This is a genomic window from Streptomyces sp. NPDC030021 (assembly GCF_055574035.1).
Genome location: NZ_JBVIAH010000011.1, coordinates 1 through 17039, shown reverse-complemented (window position 1 = coordinate 17039; position 17039 = coordinate 1). Strand labels below are relative to the sequence as shown.

Genomic DNA, 17039 nt, shown 5'->3' with positions numbered 1-17039 from the left:
CGGGGCGTCGTACGGCGGAACCCGATGCTGTTGAGCGGTTACGGAGTTGTTGCCGGAATTGTGGGGTCCGGCACAGTGCTCGCCCGTGCTGCGATGGTGGGGTCGGGCAGTGGCGTACTTCTTGTTGGTTCTCGTTCCGGCGGGTCTGATCCTTCCGTTGGTCTTCGCGGGCCGGGCCTTTGGCGTGCTGGCCCGGGCCGGGGGTTCGCGGCGTGCCGACAGCGCGGCCTGGCTGCGGACCGCCGGCTTCGCCCAGGCGGCGATTGCGGTGGGCGTGTACGCCTGGGGCCTGCTGCACGTCACCGGCGCGGTCGTGTCGGCCGAGGACGGTGGGACGAACTCGTTCCCCCTTCCGCCCTGCCGTACCCAGGGCTGGGAGCACCGGGCGGAAGGGATCACCGGCTACCGGGTGGAGTACGTGCCGCTGCGGTTCGTGTGCGAGACCGACGACGTCGGCGACTACACCACCTCCGTCCCCGGCTACGTCAACCCGGTCTTCTTCCTGCTGGGCCTCGGCGCCGCCGTCTGCTTCTCCGTCGTAGCCCTTGATTCGGACAGCAGCCGCGGGCAGACCGGCACCGGAACGTAGCGGATCAGCCTGCGGCGGTGATCGCGACGAGTTCGACCTCGAAGCCGTCGTCGTTCTCCAGGTAGGCGGCGTAGTGCTGTGGGCCGCCGGCGTGCGGATGCCGGTCCGGGAACATCAGGCGCCAGCCGTGGCGGATCGACTCCTCGGCGAGGCACTCGACCGCGGCCTCGTCCTCGACATGGAAGGCCAGGTGGTTCAGGCCCGGCCGGCAGCGGTCGTGCCGGTCGGAGGTGAGGGCCGGGGACCGTTCGACGACCAGGTACGTCGGCCCGAGCCGCCAGCTGCGGCCGTCGGCCCAGTGCTGGTAGGGCGCGTGGCCCAGGGCCTCCAGGAGCCAGCCGAGCGAGGCGATCGCACGGTCGAGGTCCGGCACCCACAGTTCGATGTGATGCAGCGTGCCGCTGACCGGCCGGCTCACGTGTAGAGCTCCCGGGCGCGGGTCAGGTCGACGCCTCCGTCCTGGGTCAGGGGCAGTGGCAGGAAGTGGTCCAGCTGCCACTCCTGCGCGCGGCCGGCCTGGCGGTTGGTGGTGGTCACCCAAGGCGGGTAGACGCGGAAGGCGCGCTTCCCGCCGGAGCCGTCCGTCGATACGACGCCGTGCCGGCGGAGCGCCTCCAGGGGGAGGACGAACTGGCCGAAGTGGTGACCGTCGCGGGTGCTGATGACGAAGAGGTCCACCGGGTCCGAGGCGTCGAACGGCTGGATGGGACCGGCCGGGGAGCGCTTCCAGACGGTGACGAACTGGCCCACCTTCGTGGGGGTGGTCTTCGCCGCGCGGAACCGGACGGCGCGGCCGTCCAGGGTGAAGGTGTGCGCGGCGTAATCGGCGCCCTCGGCCTCCGGAACCGGCAGCGAGCAGATGAATCCGCAGGGGTCGTAGACGAGCGCCTTCGCAGCGACCAGGTCCGCGTGGGCCGTGGCCGCGGCGGTGTCCGACCACGGCCGGGGGTGGGGTGGGGCGGGGTGTTCGCGGCGCGTCGTCATGCCCTCACCCTGTCACGGCCCGGACCGGGCCCGCGGCCCGAGGGCCGCCGCGCCGCACCGCGCTCAGTCGAGGTCGATGTGGACGCTGGTGGACTTCACGCGGGCGACGGCCTGCACACCGACCGCGAGTCCGAGCTCCTCGACCGCCTCGCGGGTCAGCAGGGAGACCACGCGGTGCGGGCCGGCCTGGATCTCGACCTGGGCGGCCACCTCGCCGAGCGTCACTGCCGTCACGATCCCGGGCAGCGCGTTGCGCGCCGAGGTGGCGGACTCGCCGTCGCCCTCGGCCGCCTCCTGGGCGAGCGCCACGCAGAAGGCGGCCAGATGCACGCCCTCGATCATCCGCTTGTTGCCGTCCCGCAGGGTCGGGAAGCGGCCCGCGTCCGCCCAGCGGCGGGCGGTGTCGGTGCTGACGCGGAGGAGTTGGGCGGCCTCGTCGATCGTGTAGAGCTGCACCCCGCAACTCTATGCCGCCGGCGCCCCGGCCCGCGCGAGGCCGCTTCTTTCGGATCTTCCGGGTACAGGGGAGGATTCCGGGCCTGTGCCGGGCGGGCTCACTGGCTGGTGCGGATCTCGTCGATCCGCTTCGCCAGAGCCTCCGTCTCCGCGATCAGCCGCGCGTGCGCCTTCTTCTGCTCCCCGTCACCCTCGGCCCTGAACGCCCCGCTGAAGTGGGGCTGGAGCTGGGTCCACCAGCCGTAGTCCAGCATCGCCCACGCCTGTGGGCAGAGGGGGGCGCGGGTCTTCGGGAGATAGCCGCTGTCGACCAGGGACCGCTGGTACTTCTTCGGGTCGCTGCCTTCCAGGTAGCACAGGAAGTTGAAGGCCCGTTGCTGGGTGACGGGGTGGTCGCTCGACATGCCCTCCAGGGTCGGCACGCCTTCCTTGCGGGCGATCTCGTCGAAGAGGATCGCGGCGGCCAGCGACGGGCCCGGCCCGACCTCGTTGACGGTGTAGAAGGACGCGAAGCCGTCGGCCGCATCCTCTTCGAGGCCGAGGTTGGCCAGGAGGAACTGGCGTTGCAGGGCGTGGCCCATCTCGTGGCCGAAGATGAACTCGGTCGACAGCACGGTCAGGTCGGCGGTGTTGTACTCGGACGCGGGGAACGGGGCGGGCCGTTCGACGGTCTTCACGACGTCGGCGAGGGCCTTCTCGATGGCGGTCAGGAACGACGGCGGGATGAAGATCGTCCTGCCGTCGGGCTGGGTGACGGCGTCGGTGACGCCGGGCGGCACGTCCGCGGTGACCTTCACGACCATGTCGTGCGGGAGGGTGAGCGCTCTGTTCACCCAGTCGGCCGACCGCTCCAGCACACGGGATTTCCGGATCAGTGCCACGGCCTCCCGGTCCGCCGGTGCGACCGTTCGGTCCTCGTAGACGACGGTGACCCTGCCGGAGCGCGCCGCCGGGGGGCGAGGTCCTGCTCCGGACCCCTGCCCGGCGTCGCGCGCCGCGCCGCCGCACCCGGTCACGACGACCCCGGCGAGGACCAGCACGCCTGACAGGACGATGCGCGCCCTCTTCGAGCAACCGGCGGTGTTCGGCATCATGGGTCGGCTCCCGTCAGGTGTTCCCGCCCCGATCCTCCGGCCGTCCGGAGGCGGATGCCCGTCGAGCCGCCCGTTCGGGGGCACCGTCGGCCGATGAGCCGGGGCGCGCAGCGAACCGCGTACGGAGCCGGCCGCGGGTTGTCGCACGGCGTTCGTCCTCCTGGCGGCCGCCCACGGCCGCCCCGGATCGGTAGGCTGGAGCCGCCGGGCGTCTGCGACGGGGAGGTACGGGATGGGGACCACCGTGGCCGGACCGCGCCCCGGCGCCGACCCGGGGCTGTACGGCCCGTCGTCCGTCACCTGGCAGTGCCACGGCGACCCGATGATGTGGATCGCCGGGCTCCGCGCGCTCTACCTCCAGGCCCTCCACCCGCGCGCCGTCCGCGGGGTCATGGAGAACTCCGACTTCCGGGCGGACGCCTGGGGGCGGCTGCTGCGCACCGCCGACTTCGTCGGCACCCTCACCTACGGCACCACCGAGGCCGCCGAGCGCGCCGGCCTCCGCGTCCGCACGATCCACCGCAAACTCTCCGCCACCGATCCGGACACCGGCGAACGCTTCCCCGTCGACGACCCCGAGCTGCTGCTGTGGATCCACTGCGCGCAGATCGACAGCTTCCTGCACGTACTGCGCCGCTCCGGCGTCCCCCTCACCGCCGCCCAGGCCGACCGCTACGTCGACGAGAACCGCGTGGGCGCCCGCCTCGTCGGACTCGACCCGGCCGGGGTCCCCGCCGACACCGCCGGGCTCGCCGCGTACTTCGAACGGATCCGCCCCGAACTCGCCGCCGGCCCCGACGCCCTCGCCGTGGACGACTTCCTGCGCGGCCCGCCCGTCCCTGCCCTCCTCGTGCGTGGCCGAAACCTGCTGTGGCCGCCCATCGCCGGCCTGGCGTACGGTTCCCTCCCGGGCTGGGCGCACCAGCTGTACGGGCGACCTGCACCGGCCCCGCGCAGCATCACCCGGCGCATGCGCCTCACCGGGCGCGTACTGCGCAGCATTCCCGCAGGTCTACGCTGGCAGCTGCCTCCAGGTCACATCTTGAAAGCGATGCGTCGCATGGGCCCCGGGAGCCGCCCCTCGCCGTACACACTGCGTACATCAGCGGCCATACTGGACCGGCCGGGGAGGGCGTAGCGCGAAAACGGGGGCGGCTTTAAGACATGGCGGAGTCCAGACTGATCCAGGGCCGTTACCGGTCGCTCGATCTGATCGGGCGCGGCGGCATGGGCGAGGTGTGGCGCGCCCGGGACGAATCGCTGGGTCGGCAGGTCGCCGTGAAGTGCCTCAAGCCGATCGGCGCCGAGCAGGACGCCCACTTCACCCAGGTGCTCCGCGAGCGGTTCCGGCGCGAGGCGCGCGTGGCCGCGTCCCTCCAGCACCGCGGGGTCACCGTCGTCCACGACTTCGGCGACGACAGCGCCGCGGGCGGCCCGCTCTACCTCGTCATGGAACTCCTCGAAGGCCGCAACCTCAGCCAGCTCCTGGAGGACAACGACGCGCGCCCGCTCCCCGTCGACGTGGTCGTCGACATCGCCGAGCAGATGGCCGCCGCCCTCGGCTACACCCATGACCAGGGCGTCGTCCACCGCGACCTGAAGCCCGCCAACATCATGCGGCTCACCGACGGCACCGTGAAGATCTGCGACTTCGGTATCGCCCGCCTCGCCCACGACATCGGCTTCACCGCCAAGCTCACCGGCGGCGGCATGGCCATGGGCACCCCGCACTACATGTCGCCCGAGCAGATCGCGGGCGGCGAGGTCGACCACCGCAGCGACCTCTACTCCTTCGGCTGCGTCCTGTACGAGATCGCCACCGGTGCCCCGCCCTTCGACCTCGGCGACTCCTGGTCGGTGCTGGTCGGCCACCGCGACAACGCGCCCGTACCGCTGCGCGAGCACCGCCCCGAGCTGCCCGGATACTTCGACGAGGTGGTCCTGGACCTGCTCGCCAAGCGCCCCGAGGACCGGCCGGGCGACGCCCGCCACGTGCACCGCCGGCTCGTCGAGGCACGACTGGGACCGGGCGGGCTGCCCGGCGCCCAGGCCCCGCTCCCGCCGTGGGCGCGCGGCATGACCGCCGGCCGCAAGGCCGGGATCGACGCCCGGCCGGCGAGCGGCGAATGGGCCGTGCTCACCGGAGCCTGGACGGCCGCCCGCCCCGCGGGCGGGCCGCCGGTGCCGCGCCCGCGCGGCGCATACCCCCCGGTGCACCCCGGCACCACCACCATCGTCCGACCCGCGCCCGCCGAGGACCCGCGGCTCACCGCCGCGTACGGATTCCCGCGCCCCGCCGGCCCGCGGGGCAGCGGCCCCGACGCGCTCGCCGCCGGTCACGCGCGCGCGTACGCCCTCAGCCGCGCGGGCCGGCCCGAGGAGGCGCTCGCCGGGTACACGGCCGTGGCCGAGGGGCGCACGCGGGTACTCGGCGCGGACCACGCCGACACCCTCGCGGCGCGCCAGGAGACCGCGTACGAGCTGGGCCGGCTCGGGCGGCACCAGGAGGCGCACGACGTCTACCGCGCGGTGCTCGTCGCCCGCGAGCGGACCATGGGCCCGCTCCACCCCGACACCCTGCGCTGCCGGCACAACCTGGCCTGCGCGCTGGGTGTGCTGGGCCGGTACGCGGACGCCCACGCCACCGCCGCCCAGGTCGCCGCCGACCGGGCGGCCGTCCTGGGCGCCGAGCACGCGGACACCCTGCTGACCCGCTACGAGGCGGCGTACGCGCTCGGCCGTCTGGAGCGCTGGCAGGAGGCCCTGGTCGCATTCCACGAGGTCGCCGTCGTACGGGACCGGGTACTCGGCCGCGACCACCCCGACACCCTGGCCGCCCGCTACGAGGTCGGCATCGCGCTCGGCCGCACCGGCAACAGCGCCCAGGCCCTCGACCTGTTCCGGGGCCTGGTCCGCGACCGCACCCGCGCCTACGGGGTCACCGACCCCGAGACGCTGCGCGCCCGGCACGTCCTCGGGGTCAACCTGGGCCGCCTGGAGCGCTGGGCGGAAGCGGTGGCGGAGGCGCGCCAGGTGGGCGCCCTGCGCGCCGAGGTGCTGGGGCCCGAACACCCGGACACCCTGGTCAGCCGCCGGGAACTGGCCGGAGGTCTGGGCCGGCTGGGCCGCTGGGACGAGGCGCTGCCCATCTACCGGGACCTCTCCGGCATCCGCGAACGGGCCCTCGGCGACGACCATCCCGACACTGTGCTGGCCCACGCCGACGAGGCACACTGTCTGGAGCGGCTCGGCCAGGTGTGCTACCAAGAGCCATGACGACCTTCGGGCGGGACGTGTACGACGACGTGATCGTGGGCGGTGGGCACAACGGTCTGGTGGCCGCCGCGTACCTGGCCCGGGCGGGCCGCTCGGTGCTGGTCCTGGAGCGGCTGGGAAACACGGGCGGGGCGGCGATCTCCAGCCGTCCCTTCGTGGGCGTCGACGCCAGACTCTCGCGCTACTCGTACCTCGTCTCCCTGCTCCCGTCGAAGATCGTGCGCGACCTGGACCTGCGGTTCGCGGTACGCCGGCGCACGATCTCCTCGTACACGCCCACGGAGCGGGGCGGACGGCCCGGCGGACTGCTCGTCGGCGGCGGAGAGCAGCGCACCCGGGAGTCCTTCGCACGGCTGACCGGCTCGGAGCGGGAGTACGAGAGCTGGCGCGCCTTCTACGGGACCACCGGGCGGGTCGCAGAGAAGGTGTTCCCGACCCTGACCGAGCCCCTGCCCACGCGGGCGGAGCTGCGGGCCCGGATCGACGACGAGGACGCCTGGCGGATGCTCTTCGAGGAGCCCCTCGGGCAGGCCGTGGAGCGGAACTTCGCCGACGACCTGGTCCGCGGGGTGGTCCTCACGGACGGGCTGATCGGCACCTTCGCGGACGCGCACGACCCCTCCCTCGCGCAGAACCGCTGCTTCCTCTACCACGTCATCGGCGGCGGGACCGGTGACTGGGACGTGCCCGTAGGCGGCATGGGCGCGCTGACGGACGCCCTCGCGGCGGCGGCCCGGGCGGCCGGTGCCGAGATCGCGACCGGCCACGAGGTGCTGCGGATCGACACGGACGGGGTCGCCCCGGCCGAGGTGGTGTTCCGCACGGCGACCGGGGAGGGCCGGGTCGTCGGCCGCACGGTCCTGGTGAACGCCTCGCCGCAGGCCCTGGCCGAACTCCTCGGCGAGACCCCGCCGGAGGGCGCGGCTGCGGCCGCGGCACCCGAGGGCGCCCAGCTCAAGGTCAACATGCTGCTGCGCCGACTGCCCCGGCTCCGGGACACCTCGGTGGACCCGAGCGAGGCCTTCGGCGGCACCTTCCACATCGCCGAGGGCTACGCCGAGCTCGCCCGGGCCTATGCGGAGGCCGCCTCCGGCGAACTGCCCTCCGTACCGCCTTCGGAGATCTACTGCCACTCGCTGACCGACCCGACGATCCTGGGCCCGGAACTGGTGGAGCAGGGCTACCAGACCCTCACCCTCTTCGGCCTGCACGCTCCGGCCCGGCTGTTCGGACACGACAACCAGCAGGCCCGCGAGGTCCTGCTGACGGCCACCCTCGCGCAGCTCGACGCACACCTGGCCGAACCGCTCACCGACTGCCTCGCCTTCGACGCGGACGGCCGCCCGTGCATCGAGGCGAAGACCCCGCTGGACCTGGAGCGCGAACTGCGGCTCCCCGGCGGCCACATCTTCCACCGGGACCTGTCCTGGCCCTACGCCGACCCGGGCGGCCGGTGGGGTGTGGAGACCACCCACCGCAACGTCCTGCTGTGCGGGGCGGGCGCGGTCCGCGGCGGCGGCGTCAGCGGCGTCCCCGGGCACAACGCGGCGATGGCGGTACTCGGGCACTAGGACGGGTTGCTCAGCTCCAGGGCCGCAGGGCGCTCCAGGTGCCACCGGTCGCCGCGAAGACCAGGTCCGACCCCTCGAAGACCTCCCGCGCGTTCTGCGGGGACGAGCGGCCGAAGCGTTCGGCACACAGATCCACCCGCATGAGCCCGTCGAAATGAGTGAACATCGGGGGATCGTAGAGGACCCAGGAGAAGTGCCGGCTCTCGTCGATCCGCAGGTGTCGTACGCCCGTCAGGTCCAGGCACACCGGCTCCCACCGGAGGTCCTCCGCCACGACCCGGGCATCGATCACGATCCGGGCGACGCGCCCCCGCGTCCGCGGACCGAATTCCTGATCGAGGACGACGCGGCGGACACAGGCGTCACCGAACGCGTAGCGGGCCAGCAGAGCCGCGATCCCGTCCGCGTCCAACGTGTACGGTCCATGGCTCCGCTCCGGTACCGGCGGTACGAGATCCACTGCGCTGCGCCCCTTCGTCGATCCGGCCATCGTAGAAGCCGCCACCGCGCGGCCACGACCCGGCCCGAAGGCGGCCGCCGCGGTGCGAGATCGCTCGGCCGGACGGGTGGATCGTGCGCACCCCGTCCGCCCGCCGGGCCCCCGGGACGGCGGCGGTTTTGCAGGCTGTCCGTTGCCGGTCCCCTCCGAGGCCAGTCGGCCCGGGGACGGCAGTCAGCCGAGGGAAGGAACCGCCCCGTGTCCGCCGCACTCTCCGACGACCTGAAGAAACTCATCGACGACAGCCCGGTCTTCGCGACCGTGGCCACGATCCAGCCGGACGGCAGCCCGCAGCTGTCGATCACCTGGCTCACCCGGGACGGTGACGACCTGCTCGTCTCCACGACGGTCGGCCGCCGCAAGGAGAAGAACCTGCGCACGGACCCGCGGATCACGGTCATGATCAACCCGGCGGACGCGCCCTACTCCTACGCCGAGGTCCGCGGCACCGCCGAGCTGACCACGGAGGGCGGCCAAGAGCTGATCAACGCGCTGTCGCGCAAGTACACGGGCAAGGAGTACGCGGACTTCAACCCGGCCTCGAAGGACGACGCCGAGCGCGTCGTCGTCCGCGTCACCCCGCGCAAGGTCGTCGGCTCGATCTGACGCACGCCGGACGGGCCGGCGGGAGGAGGACTCCCGCGGGCCCGTCCGACGGTGTGCGCACCGGCCCGCCGACGTGCGGCCCGGCCACGTCCCGGGCCGCCGCCGTGGTCATCCGGCGGGTTCGATGACGACGATCGGGATCTCGCGGTCCGTCTTGGTCTGGTACTCGTCGTACGCGGGCCAGTGCCCGACCATCACCGGCCAGTACGCGGCGCGTTCCTCGGGGGTGGCGGTACGGGCCGTGCCCTGCATGATCTTCGGGCCGACCTGGATGCGGACCGTGGGGTGCTCGGTGAGGTTCCGGTACCAGAGCGGGTGCGCGGGGTCGCCGCCCTTGGACGCGACGACCAGGTAGGCGCCTTCGGCCTCGCCGTAGATGAGCGGGGTCCGCACGGGCCTGCCGGACACCCGGCCCAGGGTGGTCAGCAGCAGGGTCTGGGTGCCGTTCCAGTACTGGCCCTCGGAGCCGCCCGAGCCCACGTACTGCTTGACGTGGTCCAGCTGCCAGGTCCCCTCCCTGGGGTCGGTCGGGTTGTCCCAGTCGATGTCGGTCGTCATGTGACTCGCCTGCCTTCGCGTCGAATCGGTCAGCGAACCTCACCAACGAGTGGCAACACCCGCGGGCACGGTGCCCATTGCGTCCGGGAGCGTGAATCCGTCGAACAGCGCAGTCATCGCCCGGTTCGCGACCCGGGCCGGGGTGGCGCGGACGGCAAGGTCGCGGACGGCCACGGCGAGGGGGTGGGTGAGGGCGGCGACCCGGCCCGCCCGGCGGGCGCGGACGCGGATGGCGTCGGTGCGTGCGCAGCGGGCCGCGCTGTAGGCGGCGAGGGCGGCCGGGACGCCCTCGGTGCCGGTGCCCGCCAGCAGATGGCCGAGGACCGCGGCGTCCTCGACGGCCTGGCAGCCGCCCTGGCCCAGGTTGGGGGTCATGGCGTGGGCGGCGTCGCCGAGCCAGGCCAGGCGCCCGTGGTGGAAGCGGGGGAGCGGGGCGGCCAGGTCGTAGAGGTCGTGCTGGAGCACGGCCGCCGGGTCGATCCGCTCCAGCAGGGCCGGGATCGGGTCGTGCCAGGTGCCGTAGCGGCGCAGGAGTTCGGCGCGGACGTCGGCGGGACGGTGGCCGGCGGGGACGACGGCGGTGGCGTAGAGGTAGATCCGGCCGTCGGCCAGCGGGACCACGCCGAAGCGCTCGCCGCGGCCCCAGGTCTCGGCGGTCGCCGTCCCGGCGGGGCTCGCCGCGGCGGGCAGGACCGTGCGCCATGCGGTCTCCCCGCTGTGGTGGAGGCCGGGGTGGTCCGGGAAGTACTGGCGGCGCAGCGGGCTGTGGATGCCGTCGGCGGCGATGACGAGGTCGGCGCCGTCGAGGTCGCCGGCGTCGGTACGGACCACGGGGGAGCCCTCGGCGTCGTCCACCGAGGTGACGGCGACGCCGTAGCGGATCGCCGTGGCGGGGAGGGCGGCGGCCAGGGCGTCGGCCAGCGCCGAGCGGTGCAGGGCGAGCGGCGGGCCGCCGAAGCGGGCGGCCGGCGCAGCGGTGTCGGCGCGGCTGAGCCAGCGGCCGTCCGGGCGGCGCAGGCCCATCGCGGCGGGGACGGCGCGGCCCGCAGCGCGGGTGACGTCGAAGCCGATGGTGTCGAAGGCGCGCAGGGCGTTGGGGGCGAGCACGATCCCGGCGCCGGCCGCGGTCGGCCCGGCCGCCCGCTCGCACACGGTGACCCGCCAGCCGTGGCGGTGCAGGGCCACGGCCGCGGTGAGCCCGCCGATCCCCGCGCCTGCCACGACCGCGTGACGCTGAACTGCCGGCATGACGAGTCCCCCGCTTCCTCTTCCGCGTACTCCTCCGGCCGGATCCTCTACATGTGTAGAGTCCGGTGCCGTCACTCTACAGCTGTAGAGTGGGGCGATGTCCACCCCTCGCAAGAGCCCGCCCGCGGCGGATCGCAGAACGCTGATCGCCGACACCGCGATCGGCCTCGTCGCCGCCGCCGGGCTCCGGGGCCTGACCCACCGCGCGGTCGACGGTGCGGCGGAGCTTCCGGCCGGGAGCACCTCGTACTACTTCCGTACGAGGACGGCGCTGATCGGGGCCTGCTACCAGCGGCTGGCCGAGCTGGACCTGGGCGACGTCGGTGACCTCGGCGATGTCGGTGACCTCGGGGGCACTCGCACGTCCGAGGGGCCGCCCGCACCCCCGGTGGCGGACCGGGGGGCGGCCGCGGCCGCGCTGGCCGGGCTGCTGCACCGCTGGCTGACGGTGGGCCGCGCGCGCCAGCTGGCCCGCTTCGAGCTCAGCCTCGAAGCGGCCCGCAATCCCGCACTGGAGGCGGACTTCCACCGGGCGGGCCAAGGGGCCCGGGCCCGCGCCTCGGGCATCCTCGCCGCCCTCGGCGCGCAGCGGCCCGAGGAGGCCGCCGAACTGCTGGTCGCCTGGACGGACGGGCTCCTCTACGACCGGCTGGCCGGCGCCCTCGCCCGCTCCCGCCCGGCCCCGGACCTCGCCGAACTGACCTCCGTCACCCGGCGGATGCTCGACGCGGTCCTCGCCCGCCCGGCCTGACCCGAAGGGCGCCGGTGGCGCCGGGGGTGCCGGGGGTGCCTTCGGGCCGTCGCGCCGCCGTGCGAAGCCGTGGTGGGCACCTGCGCAGTGGGGGAGGGGCAGGTGCCCACGGGGGCGGCCGCGGGCCGCTCGCCGGTTCGGCCGCCGCTTTTCAGCGTAGGACGTTCCGGGCCGACAGGGGATGGCGAGCCCGGTGCCGGGGTCTGGGCGGGCCGGGGCCGGGGCCGGGGCGGCCGGGAACCTCCCGGGGTGGTTGACCGTTCATCTATACGCGGGTGCGGTGAAGGGGCTGATGTCCCCGCCCCTCCCGATACGCCCCGGCCGGCCTCCCCCCGGCCTGCCGGGGCCCGCCCCGACCGGCCTTCCCCCCCCGGCTGGTCGGGGCCCCGCTTACCCCGGCCGGCGCAAGGCGGGCGGCGTCCGGAAGTCCGCGCCGACAGGCCGGGACGCAAGCCCGTGACCTGCCGGTTCGCGGACCGGTCGGGGACGGCCGGGCGCCCGGCCCCGTCCGCGCCGGACGGGACGGGAGGTCGCCGCGCCACGCCGGGGCTACGTTCCGATGGCATGAACGGCATATCCGGCGATCGGCACCCTGGTCCCACCCGTCGTGCCCTGCTCACCGCCGGGGCGGGTGCCGCCCTCGTGGCGGGCTGCAGCCGCGGCGGCGCCCCCGGCGCTCCGGCGGCAGCGACCAGCAGCGGCTCCGCCCCACCCACCGCGGCAGCGGGCGGCCTCACCCCGGGCGCGATGACGCTGTTCGAGGACCCGGCGTACAACTTCAACGGACTCCTCGCCCTCGGCGCCTCGGGCGCCGGCGCCGCCGAGGTCGGCGAGGTCCTCACGGCGGTGAACGCGATCAACGGCGCGGGCGTGACCGCGCAGACGTACGTGCAGACCTTCCGCGCACTCGGCGACCAGCTCCTTGAGGCACCCCCGGGTGCCCCGGCCGACGCCCAGACCAAGCGATTCCGGGCGCTGCGCGCCGCCCAGTACTACGGTCAGGCGCTGTTCTTCGTCCTCGGCTCGGACGACCCCGGCAGCGAGGAACAGCTGTACAAGGCGGGGCGCGGGGCCTGGGACACCTTCTGCGGCCTGTGCGAGCCCGCCCCGGTGAAGGCGAACGTGCCCTACGGGGCCACGCCGCTGCCGGTGTGGTTCTTCCGCCCCGACACCTCCGGCACCCCGCGCCCGACGGTGATCCTGACCAACGGCAGCGACGGCCAGAACGTGGACATGTGGACCTACAGGGTCCCCGCCGCGCTGGACCGGGGCTGGAACGCGCTCGTCTACGACGGGCCGGGCCAGGGGCAGCTGCTCTTCGTGGACCAGGTCGTCTTCACGCCCACCTGGGAGAAGGCCGTCACGCCCCTCGTCGACTGGCTGTCGGCCCGCTCGGACGTGGACCCGGACAAGATCGCCCTGACGGGTCTGAGCATGGCGGGGGACCTCGCCCCGAGGGCGGCGGCGTTCGAGACCCGGATCGCCGCACTGGTGGCCATGCCGGGCTGCGTGGAGCCGTGGCTGGGTTTCCCGCCCGAGATCCGGAAGATCCTCACCCCCGACAAGCAGGAGACGAACGACATCTGGAACAAGGAGGTCGTCCCCGAACTGCCTCCGGACGCGGCCGACGTGATGAAGAAGCGCTTCGAGCCGTTCTCCATCCCCCCATGCTCGAAGCCCGTCAGGGAAAGCTGTTCACCGACTTCTACACCCCCGCGACCCGGATCCAGGCGTTGACCATCACCGATGTCGTCGGCCGGATCAAGGCACCCACCCTGGTGCTGGACTACGAGGGCGAGCAGTTCTACCCCGGCCAGCCACGCCGCATGTACGACGCGCTCACCTCGCCCAAGGACTACCTGAAACTGACGGCGGCCCAGGGCGCACGGCTGCACTGTTCCCCCATGGCCCCGCAGCTGCACTGCGAGGTCGTCTTCGACTGGCTCCAGAAGACGCTCCCGGACCGCTGACGGACGCGGACGGCCCCGCGGTCTCACACGCGGTGGAACGCGACGGCGTTGTCGTGGAACACGGCGCCGTCGTGCGGTCCGGCGGCTTCCGCCGGCAGGTCGAGATCGGCGTCGGCGAAGGGACGCCGCGCCCGGGTCGAAGGGAGGTCCGATCCCGCCATCCGGGCGGTGGGGTCGACGCCGAGCACGGCGTGGACGGTCTCACGCACATCGAGCTTGCCCCGGCCGAACCCCGTCGCCTTCACCTTCACCCCGCGCTCGACCAGCGCCAGCAGGTGGGGGAGTCCGTCGGTGTGCAGGCCGGCCACCGCGAAGACCCGTCGGGCGAGCCGGTCGAGGTGCTCCAGGCCTACCGACCCGCCGCGCCGGAGGTTGAACCGCACACCGCACACCGCGCACGCGCCGTTCGGCGAGCTCGGTGATCCGCCGGTCCGGTAGGTCGTGCGGGATCTGGGTGACCCCGACACAGCCGGGGCCCAACCGGTCGAGGGCATCGAGCGGAAACCCCTGGTCGAAGCGCTGGAACGAGCCGGACACCACCGCGCCGCCCACCAACCCCAGGCCCTGGGTGCCGGCGCGGTACTGCTCGACGGTGAACTCCCCGGGCAGGAAGCCGTCGTTCTCGAACAGCGGGAAGCGCGGATCGACGATGTGGAAATGGGCGTCGAAGAAGGGCTGTCGGGGCACCGGTCTGCTCCTGTCAGCTGTGTCGGTCGGGCCGGAAATCCGTGGCCGGGGGCCGTCCCGGCTCTGCATGATGGGTACGTCGCCGCCCGGCGGCCTCGATGCCGATCCCTCGATGCGGAGCAGCGGTGCCATGGCGACCATCGCGGTGACGGGCCATGCGAACCTCACCGGGGCGAGCCTTCCCCTGGTCGCAGGCGCGCTGCTCCCGCTGCTCGCCCGCTACCCGGCCGCGGAGCTCACCGGAATGTCCTGCCTGGCCGCGGGTGCGGACACGGTCTTCGCGGACGCCGTTCTCGCGCTGGGCGGGCGGCTGGTGGCCGTCCTCCCCTCGGCCGACTACCGTGCGCGCATGCCGGAGGGACCGTACGCCGTCGCGTTCGACCGCCTCCTGCGGGCAGCCACCGAGGTGAAGGTCATGCCGTACCGAAGGGCGGGTGCGCCCGCCTACGCCGCCGCCAACCGCCTGCTGCTCGGCCGGGCCGAGCTCCTGGTCGCGGTCTGGGACGGAGGGCCGGGCGGCAGGCAGGGCGGGACGGCCGACGCCGTGGCGACGGCTCGCGCGCAGGGGATGCCGGTGGAGGTCGTCTGGCCGGCCGGCGCCGCCCGGCAGCCCATGGTCAGGCCCTGATCAGCCCATGATCAGGGCCTGATCAGGCCCGGGTCGAAAGGGCACCCCCTGCGGGCACGGCCTAGGATTCGATCGTGATCGCTGAACTGCAATGCGTGGTCCTGGACTGTCCCGACCCGCAGTCGCTCGCCGAGTTCTACCGGTCCCTGCTGGGCGGGAACGTCAACCAGCCGGACCGGCGCTGGTCGCTCGACGAGAGCTGGGCGACGCTCCACACCCCGTCCGGTCCGGTCCTCGCCTTCCAACAGGCCCTGGACCACGTGCCGCCGAGCTGGCCCGACCCCACCCGGCCGCAGCAGTTCCACCTGGACCTCGGCGTCCCGGACCTGGACCGGGCGCAGGAGGAAGTGCTGGCGGCCGGCGGGACGCTGCTCGACGGGTCGGACGGGCGCGGCTGGCGGGTCTACGCGGACCCGGCGGGGCATCCCTTCTGTCTCGTCCGGCACTAGGCCGTATATCGAAAGTGGCAGGTAGCGAGCTGTGGGGCATGTTCGAGAACCCGATCGCCGGGTCATGTCGTGAACCTGCGATGGTGTCCTCATGGATTCCGAGCCGCGCACTGATCTCACTCGTCACTACGACCCAGGGGCTCCGTTGGCTCGGTTCGCGGGTCAGATACTTGTGGTCTGTCCGCGATGCGGAGGCCGCGCTCTCGTGATTCCCCGGCCAGGCCTTCCTGATCTCAGGTACTTCAGCGAGCTCTTGTTCCAGCCACGTCGTCTGACGTGTGGAGGGTGCGGTGCCGTCGCCGGCTGGGAACCTGAGGTGCGGGGGGCCGGGCTGGTCGGCGTGGTGCTGGGTGGAAGTGAGGATCCGTTCTTCCAGCAGCCTCTGTGGCTGCAGACCCGTTGCGTCGGTCAGATCTTGTGGGCCTACAACGAGGAACACGTCGACGAGCTGTCCGCCTACGTCGGTGCGCGATTGCGAGAGCGTGGCGGAGCGCACTCGACGAGGGCGATGTTCGCTCGGCTGCCGGCGTGGATGAAGAGATCGGAGAATCGTTCGGAGGTGCTGGCCGGCTTGGAGACACTGCGGGAGCTGGCCAAACGGACGGCACCTGCCGACCGCTCCGATGCCGCATACGGGCGCGATGACCGGCCCCGAGCGCACAAGTGCATGTACTTCCGGGGCGGCCCCTACGAGTCCTGAAGGCCCTGGTCACAGCCATTCGTTGATGGCTGCGATCAGGACGGTTGCCTCGTATCGGACCACGAGCTTGCCCTACCGCGTGGTGACGGCGCGGTGTCTCTTGAGGCAGCTGATCCCGCACTCAAGCGCGTGGCGCTGGCGGTAGTCGACCAGAAGCCGGGCCGGTCCGCCACGGCGTGGACGGGCACCGGGGCCGATGGCACCACCCGGCACATCGACCCAGGCAGGACGGTCCCACGCCCCTCGGCCTCGAACTCGACTTCGGCGGCGCCGCCTGCGTCGTCGTCCGCACGTGGCCGCTCGAAGGCCGCGGTCGCCACGCGGTACGACAAGCTCGTGGTTCGCTACGAGGCGACCGTCCTGATCGCAGCTCTCAACGAATGGCTTTGACCGGAGGGTGACCTCCTCGTCCTCGTTCACCAGTCCCGGCCGGCGGTCAGCTCCTCCGCATCCGCGTCCGTGAACCCGTATGCCGACGCGACGAAGCAGAACTCGTCACAGATCCACTCGCGCGCGACTGTCTCGATCCCGCTCCCCGCCGCCACGAACTCCCTGTCCAGCAGGTTGAACTCCTCCGTCGCGGCCTGGGTGAGTCCATACAGCGTTTCCAGATCCGACGGCTGCCCTGCCTCAATGCGCTCGCACAGCCGCAGCAGTATCGCCTTTCCCCCGTCGACCACGTGATCAGGGAAGTACGAGTCGTCGTACATCTCCCGCAGGAACGCGTGTCCCGCTACCTGTTGGTTTGTGATCGGCATGGCACACTTCCCTACCTCCGCGAAAAGCTGACGCGCCGATCATGCACAGCACCACTGACAACGACGCCCCCCGATGGACGCCAGACCCCATATGACCAGGACTTTGACGACAGGGCCTAGCTTGACTCTGTCGGGGATCTTGGAGTTGCCCGGTGCGCCGGCGTGATCGGTGGGCATGCTCGGGGTGTTCCGAGAGCCCACGCAGTTGTCGAGGT

19 protein-coding genes are annotated in these 17039 nt (G+C 73.0%); 10 read left to right on the top strand and 9 right to left on the bottom strand.

The window, feature by feature from the left end:
* Positions 1-109: 109 nt before the first annotated feature.
* Complete coding sequence (locus ACZ4YL_RS22040; RefSeq protein ID WP_468118628.1) at positions 110-589, top strand: hypothetical protein; 480 nt, start codon at positions 110-112, stop codon at positions 587-589.
* A 4-nt stretch (positions 590-593) separates the two neighbouring features.
* Here ACZ4YL_RS22040 and ACZ4YL_RS22035 read toward each other — a convergent pair whose 3' ends face one another.
* From ACZ4YL_RS22035 to ACZ4YL_RS22020, 4 genes are all read right to left on the bottom strand, one after another.
* On the bottom strand, positions 594-1007 hold the full coding sequence (locus ACZ4YL_RS22035) for a VOC family protein (RefSeq protein ID WP_468118626.1): 414 nt from the start codon (positions 1005-1007) through the stop codon (positions 594-596).
* Complete coding sequence (locus ACZ4YL_RS22030) at positions 1004-1573, bottom strand: MepB family protein (RefSeq protein WP_468118624.1); 570 nt, start codon at positions 1571-1573, stop codon at positions 1004-1006. Before ACZ4YL_RS22030 ends, ACZ4YL_RS22035 begins: the two co-directional genes overlap by 4 nt.
* A gap of 63 nt (positions 1574-1636) precedes the next feature.
* Positions 1637-2029, bottom strand: a complete 393-nt coding sequence (locus ACZ4YL_RS22025) for a TOBE domain-containing protein (protein WP_468118623.1) — start codon at positions 2027-2029, stop codon at positions 1637-1639.
* 98 nt (positions 2030-2127) lie between these two features.
* Positions 2128-3123, bottom strand: coding sequence for a DUF4344 domain-containing metallopeptidase (locus ACZ4YL_RS22020; RefSeq protein WP_468118621.1), 996 nt, complete (start codon positions 3121-3123; stop codon positions 2128-2130).
* A 232-nt stretch (positions 3124-3355) separates the two neighbouring features.
* On the opposite strand from ACZ4YL_RS22020, the gene ACZ4YL_RS22015 reads away from it, so the two are divergent.
* The 3 genes from ACZ4YL_RS22015 to ACZ4YL_RS22005 are packed head-to-tail and all read left to right on the top strand — an operon-like array spanning position 3356 to position 7970.
* Positions 3356-4261 carry an oxygenase MpaB family protein gene (locus tag ACZ4YL_RS22015; RefSeq protein ID WP_468118619.1) on the top strand — a complete coding sequence of 302 codons (906 nt, stop codon included), beginning with the start codon at positions 3356-3358 and terminating at the stop codon, positions 4259-4261.
* 26 nt (positions 4262-4287) lie between these two features.
* The gene (locus ACZ4YL_RS22010; protein ID WP_468118617.1) at positions 4288-6399 is read left to right on the top strand and encodes a serine/threonine-protein kinase; all 2112 of its coding nucleotides are present in this window, start codon (positions 4288-4290) and stop codon (positions 6397-6399) included.
* A complete protein-coding gene (locus ACZ4YL_RS22005) occupies positions 6396-7970 on the top strand; it encodes a phytoene desaturase family protein (protein ID WP_468118615.1) in 1575 nt (524 codons plus the stop codon). The genes ACZ4YL_RS22010 and ACZ4YL_RS22005 overlap by 4 nt, the downstream gene beginning before the upstream one ends.
* Positions 7971-7980: 10 nt before the next feature.
* On the opposite strand, the gene ACZ4YL_RS22000 is transcribed toward ACZ4YL_RS22005, so the two are convergent.
* Positions 7981-8430, bottom strand: coding sequence for a hypothetical protein (locus tag ACZ4YL_RS22000; RefSeq protein ID WP_266485924.1), 450 nt, complete (start codon positions 8428-8430; stop codon positions 7981-7983).
* Positions 8431-8667: 237 nt separating this feature from the next.
* Between ACZ4YL_RS22000 and ACZ4YL_RS21995 the strand changes: the two genes are divergently transcribed.
* Entirely contained in the window at positions 8668-9075 is a 408-nt protein-coding gene (locus tag ACZ4YL_RS21995) for a PPOX class F420-dependent oxidoreductase (protein WP_468118613.1), read from the top strand.
* A 108-nt stretch (positions 9076-9183) separates the two neighbouring features.
* On the opposite strand, the gene ACZ4YL_RS21990 is transcribed toward ACZ4YL_RS21995, so the two are convergent.
* Positions 9184-9633 carry a nitroreductase family deazaflavin-dependent oxidoreductase gene (locus ACZ4YL_RS21990; RefSeq protein WP_468118611.1) on the bottom strand — a complete coding sequence of 150 codons (450 nt, stop codon included), beginning with the start codon at positions 9631-9633 and terminating at the stop codon, positions 9184-9186.
* 39 nt (positions 9634-9672) lie between these two features.
* Positions 9673-10881, bottom strand: a complete 1209-nt coding sequence (locus tag ACZ4YL_RS21985; RefSeq protein WP_468118609.1) for an FAD-dependent monooxygenase — start codon at positions 10879-10881, stop codon at positions 9673-9675.
* Between the two features lie 97 nt (positions 10882-10978).
* Between ACZ4YL_RS21985 and ACZ4YL_RS21980 the strand changes: the two genes are divergently transcribed.
* The 3 genes from ACZ4YL_RS21980 to ACZ4YL_RS21970 all read left to right on the top strand — a co-directional run bounded on the left by ACZ4YL_RS21980 (position 10979) and on the right by ACZ4YL_RS21970 (position 13602).
* Complete coding sequence (locus tag ACZ4YL_RS21980; RefSeq protein WP_468118607.1) at positions 10979-11632, top strand: TetR/AcrR family transcriptional regulator; 654 nt, start codon at positions 10979-10981, stop codon at positions 11630-11632.
* 564 nt (positions 11633-12196) lie between these two features.
* Positions 12197-13369 carry an alpha/beta hydrolase family protein gene (locus tag ACZ4YL_RS21975; RefSeq protein ID WP_468118606.1) on the top strand — a complete coding sequence of 391 codons (1173 nt, stop codon included), beginning with the start codon at positions 12197-12199 and terminating at the stop codon, positions 13367-13369.
* Positions 13300-13602, top strand: coding sequence for a hypothetical protein (locus tag ACZ4YL_RS21970; protein ID WP_468118605.1), 303 nt, complete (start codon positions 13300-13302; stop codon positions 13600-13602). Before ACZ4YL_RS21975 ends, ACZ4YL_RS21970 begins: the two co-directional genes overlap by 70 nt.
* Positions 13603-13625: 23 nt before the next feature.
* Here the strand turns inward: ACZ4YL_RS21970 and ACZ4YL_RS21965 are convergent, their stop codons facing one another.
* A complete protein-coding gene (locus tag ACZ4YL_RS21965) occupies positions 13626-13985 on the bottom strand; it encodes a hypothetical protein (protein ID WP_468118604.1) in 360 nt (119 codons plus the stop codon).
* A 434-nt stretch (positions 13986-14419) separates the two neighbouring features.
* On the opposite strand from ACZ4YL_RS21965, the gene ACZ4YL_RS21960 reads away from it, so the two are divergent.
* Positions 14420-14917, top strand: a complete 498-nt coding sequence (locus tag ACZ4YL_RS21960; protein ID WP_468118603.1) for a hypothetical protein — start codon at positions 14420-14422, stop codon at positions 14915-14917.
* Between the two features lie 74 nt (positions 14918-14991).
* Positions 14992-15366 carry a VOC family protein gene (locus tag ACZ4YL_RS21955; RefSeq protein WP_468118601.1) on the top strand — a complete coding sequence of 125 codons (375 nt, stop codon included), beginning with the start codon at positions 14992-14994 and terminating at the stop codon, positions 15364-15366.
* 1116 nt (positions 15367-16482) lie between these two features.
* Here the strand turns inward: ACZ4YL_RS21955 and ACZ4YL_RS21950 are convergent.
* Positions 16483-16824: a DUF5713 family protein gene (locus ACZ4YL_RS21950; protein WP_468118599.1), complete on the bottom strand. Its 342-nt coding sequence runs from the start codon at positions 16822-16824 to the stop codon at positions 16483-16485.
* Positions 16825-17039: the final 215 nt, after the last annotated feature.

Excerpts from the sequence above, each read along its gene's own strand:
- ACZ4YL_RS22030 (WP_468118624.1), bottom strand. The coding sequence starts at position 1,573 with ATGACGACGCGCCGCGAACACCCCGCCCCACCCCACCCCCGGCCGTGG.
- ACZ4YL_RS21970 (WP_468118605.1), top strand. The coding sequence starts at position 13,300 with ATGCTCGAAGCCCGTCAGGGAAAGCTGTTCACCGACTTCTACACCCCC.
- ACZ4YL_RS21990 (WP_468118611.1), bottom strand. The coding sequence starts at position 9,633 with ATGACGACCGACATCGACTGGGACAACCCGACCGACCCCAGGGAGGGG.
- ACZ4YL_RS21950 (WP_468118599.1), bottom strand. The coding sequence starts at position 16,824 with ATGCCGATCACAAACCAACAGGTAGCGGGACACGCGTTCCTGCGGGAG.
- ACZ4YL_RS21975 (WP_468118606.1), top strand. The coding sequence starts at position 12,197 with ATGAACGGCATATCCGGCGATCGGCACCCTGGTCCCACCCGTCGTGCC.
- ACZ4YL_RS21980 (WP_468118607.1), top strand. The coding sequence starts at position 10,979 with ATGTCCACCCCTCGCAAGAGCCCGCCCGCGGCGGATCGCAGAACGCTG.
- ACZ4YL_RS21960 (WP_468118603.1), top strand. The coding sequence starts at position 14,420 with ATGGCGACCATCGCGGTGACGGGCCATGCGAACCTCACCGGGGCGAGC.
- ACZ4YL_RS22020 (WP_468118621.1), bottom strand. The coding sequence starts at position 3,123 with ATGATGCCGAACACCGCCGGTTGCTCGAAGAGGGCGCGCATCGTCCTG.
- ACZ4YL_RS21985 (WP_468118609.1), bottom strand. The coding sequence starts at position 10,881 with ATGCCGGCAGTTCAGCGTCACGCGGTCGTGGCAGGCGCGGGGATCGGC.
- ACZ4YL_RS22010 (WP_468118617.1), top strand. The coding sequence starts at position 4,288 with ATGGCGGAGTCCAGACTGATCCAGGGCCGTTACCGGTCGCTCGATCTG.
- ACZ4YL_RS22015 (WP_468118619.1), top strand. The coding sequence starts at position 3,356 with ATGGGGACCACCGTGGCCGGACCGCGCCCCGGCGCCGACCCGGGGCTG.
- ACZ4YL_RS22005 (WP_468118615.1), top strand. The coding sequence starts at position 6,396 with ATGACGACCTTCGGGCGGGACGTGTACGACGACGTGATCGTGGGCGGT.